This is a genomic window from Sulfitobacter brevis (genome assembly GCF_900112755.1).
GTDB lineage: Bacteria > Pseudomonadota > Alphaproteobacteria > Rhodobacterales > Rhodobacteraceae > Sulfitobacter > Sulfitobacter brevis.
Genome location: NZ_FOMW01000046.1, coordinates 2501 through 6203, shown reverse-complemented (window position 1 = coordinate 6203; position 3703 = coordinate 2501). Strand labels below are relative to the sequence as shown.

Annotated in this window: 1 tRNA gene and 2 rRNA genes; all 3 read right to left on the bottom strand. The window is 52.2% G+C overall.

Going from position 1 to position 3703, the window contains the following annotated elements:
- Window position 1: 1 nt before the first annotated feature.
- The 3 genes from BM174_RS20360 to BM174_RS20350 all read right to left on the bottom strand — a co-directional run bounded on the left by BM174_RS20360 (window position 2) and on the right by BM174_RS20350 (window position 3347).
- Window positions 2-78 (bottom strand) — tRNA-Met (locus tag BM174_RS20360).
- Between the two features lie 162 nt (window positions 79-240).
- A 5S ribosomal RNA gene (gene rrf, locus BM174_RS20355) occupies window positions 241-355 on the bottom strand.
- A gap of 158 nt (window positions 356-513) precedes the next feature.
- Window positions 514-3347: ribosomal RNA gene (locus tag BM174_RS20350) — 23S ribosomal RNA — on the bottom strand.
- Window positions 3348-3703 lie beyond the last annotated feature (356 nt).

Here is a 3703-nt window from a genome sequence, read left to right as displayed (position 1 = left end):
TTGGTTGCGGGAGTAGGATTTGAACCTACGACCTTCAGGTTATGAGCCTGACGAGCTACCGGGCTGCTCCATCCCGCGACACTTTTGGCCTACGGCGCGTCGCGCTGTTTGGGGCCTGTGGTATGGCCTACCGCATAAAGAAGGGGGTGAGGCCGGGTTTCTGGTTTGGCGCCTGCGCGCTGGACCGGAATTGGGTTTATGATCATCGCAGAGAGATACTTGGTTTTAGGAACTTATTAGGTTTGGCGATGACCTACTCTCCCACGTCTTAAGACGCAGTACCATCGGCGCTACGGCACTTAACGGCTGGGTTCGGGATGGGACCAGGTGTTTTGCTCGCGCTATGATCACCAAACCAAAAAAATTCCTAAAACCACGCCCTGCGCTGTGTTTCCACGGCGCAGGGTGCAGATATATGTCCAAGTCATGTACAGCTAATGTATGTGTATGCTTTTGATTATCACTGTAGGTTTCGTCGGCTACTTACGTAGCCAAGTCTTGCTTCTACTGGATCAAATCAAGCCTATCGAGCAATTAGTACCAGTCAACTGAATGCATTACTGCACTTACATCTCTGGCCTATCGACGAGGTGGTCTACCTCGGCTCTCAGGGATACCTTGTTTTGAGGGGGGCTTCCCGCTTAGATGCCTTCAGCGGTTATCCTGTCCGATCATAGCTACCCAGCACTGCTATTGGCATAACAACTGGTCCACCAGTGGATCGTTCACCCCGGTCCTCTCGTACTAGGGGCAACTCCTCTCAAGTATCCTACACCCACGGAAGATAGGGACCGAACTGTCTCACGACGTTCTAAACCCAGCTCACGTACCTCTTTAAACGGCGAACAGCCGTACCCTTGGGACCTGCTCCAGCCCCAGGATGAGATGAGCCGACATCGAGGTGCCAAACACTGCCGTCGATATGGACTCTTGGGCAGTATCAGCCTGTTATCCCCGGCGTACCTTTTATCCGTTGAGCGATGGCCCTCCCACTTGGGACCACCGGATCACTATGGCCGTCTTTCGACTCTGCTCGACTTGTCAGTCTCGCAGTCAGGCTGGCTTCTGCCATTGCACTCAACGAGCGATTTCCGACCGCTCTGAGCCAACCTTCGCGCGCCTCCGTTACGATTTAGGAGGCGACCGCCCCAGTCAAACTACCCACCACACAGGGTCCCGGATCCGGATAACGGACCGCGGTTAGACATCAAGCAGAACAAGGGTGGTATCTCAAGGGAGGCTCCACGCAGACTGGCGTCCACGCTTCAAAGCCCACCACCTATCCTGCACATGTTCGGCCTAATGCCAGTGTGAAGTTGTAGTAAAGGTGCACGGGGTCTTTCCGTCTAACCGCGGGAAACCTGCATCTTGACAGGTAATTCAATTTCGCTGAGTCTATGTTGGAGACAGCGGGGAAGTCGTTACGCCATTCGTGCAGGTCGGAACTTACCCGACAAGGAATTTCGCTACCTTAGGACCGTTATAGTTACGGCCGCCGTTTACCTGGGCTTCAATTCAGAGCTCTCACCCCTCCTTTTAACCTTCAGGCACCGGGCAGGCGTCAGACCCTATACGTCGTCTTACGACTTCGCAGAGCCCTGTGTTTTTAATAAACAGTCGCCACCCCCTGGTTTGTGCCCCCAGCCCATACTTGCGTACGAACCGGGCCTCCTTCTCGCGAACTTACGGAGGTATTTTGCCGAGTTCCTTCAACATAGTTCTCTCAAGCGCCTTGGTATTCTCTACCAGTCCACCTGTGTCGGTTTAGGGTACGATCTAGCGATGGAGCTATTTCCAGGAACCTCTAAGCAGCCCATTCAATCCGATAAGGATGAACTACCCTCGAGATCCGTCACTTCCATCTGGCCCAGGAATATTAACCTGGTTCCCATCGACTACGCCTTTCGGCCTCGCCTTAGGGGTCGGCTCACCCTGCTCAGATTAGCTTTAAGCAGGAACCCTTGGACTTTCGGCGAGAGTGTCTCTCACACTCTTTGTCGCTACTCATGTCATCATTCTCACTAGTGATCTCTCCACCGGATCCCTTACAGGCCGGCTTCACAGAAAGCTCCGCGTGTCCAACTCACCCCGAAGGATGATAAGGACACATGGAACTATGTCACACTACGCTCTGCTACCATGCAATAAATGCATCCTCAGCTTCGGCTCATGGCTTGAGCCCCGTTACATCTTCGCCGCAGGACAACTTATTTAGACCAGTGAGCTGTTACGCTATCTTTAAAGGATGGCTGCTTCTAAGCCAACCTCCTGGTTGTTTTGGTCGTCCCACCTGCTTTCCCACTTAGCCATGAATTAGGGGCCTTAGCTGGAGGTCAGGGTTGTTTCCCTCTTCACGACGGACGTTAGCATTCGCCGTGTGTCTGCCATCTAGTACTCCTCGGTATTCGGAGTTTGGTTAGGATCAGTAAGCCTGTGGGGCCCCATTACCCATCCAGTGCTCTACCCCCGAGGGTATTCGGATGACGCTCTACCTAAATAGATTTCGCAGAGAACCAGCTATCTCCGAGTTTGATTGGCCTTTCACCCCTAGGCACAGCTCATCCCGATCCTTTTCAACGGATGTGGGTTCGGTCCTCCAGTAAGTGTTACCTTACCTTCAACCTGGCCATGCCTAGATCACTCGGTTTCGGGTCTGATCCCACGAACTCGACGCCCTATTAAGACTCGCTTTCGCTGCGCCTACACCTAACGGCTTAAGCTTGCTCGTGAGACCAAGTCGATGACCCATTATACAAAAGGTACGCTGTCAGGTCGCAAGGACCCTCCAACTGATTGTAGGCGTTCGGTTTCAGGTACTGTTTCACTCCCCTCGTCGGGGTGCTTTTCACCTTTCCCTCACGGTACTGGTTCACTATCGGTCAGTAAGGAGTACTTAGCCTTCGAAGGTGGTCCTCCGATCTTCAGACAGGATTTCACGTGTCCCGCCCTACTTAATACGTCCAATCATGCTTCTTATACGGGACTATCACCCACTATGGTTGCGCATTCCATCGCATTCTAACCACAATCATGGCTCGGCTGGTCCCCGTTCGCTCGCCGCTACTAGGGGAGTATCATATTGATTTCCTTTCCTCCGGGTACTTAGATGTTTCAGTTCCCCGGGTTTGCTTTTATAAACCTATGTATTCAGTCTATAAATACCTGGTTAACCGCATTATTAGCTACTCCGAAGAGCAGTAATAACACAGTATCAGGTGGGTTGCCCCATTCAGAAATCCATGGATCAAAGCTTATTCTCAGCTCCCCATGGCTTATCGCAGAGTATCACGTCTTTCATCGCCTCTTACTGCCAAGGCATTCACCAAACGCCCTTTTCGCGCTTGATTTGATCCAGAAAAAGCAAGACTTCCTATAGGCCCTACCGCTTCGCTACCTGAGGCTATTTACACCCGCCGGTCGCGTTACTGCATAAGGCAGAAAGTCTGCACGACGCACAGAAGCTGGTCAGAAACTGTGCATCCTTATTCCGGTTCAAAAGCATACTTTTTCCCGCCCAGACCTACGTCTGGACAATGAGCACTGCAGATAGCCTACCGTCCGTGCAGGAGGTAAGCGTCAGTGCTCTGGTTAGTGTACTTGACTTGGACAACACGTCTTTTTCAGCCGCGATACATACATAAGACCGAGGAAACAGTCCGATATATGCCGGCCATCCGAAGATGGCAGCAACTGAGATCCTCAC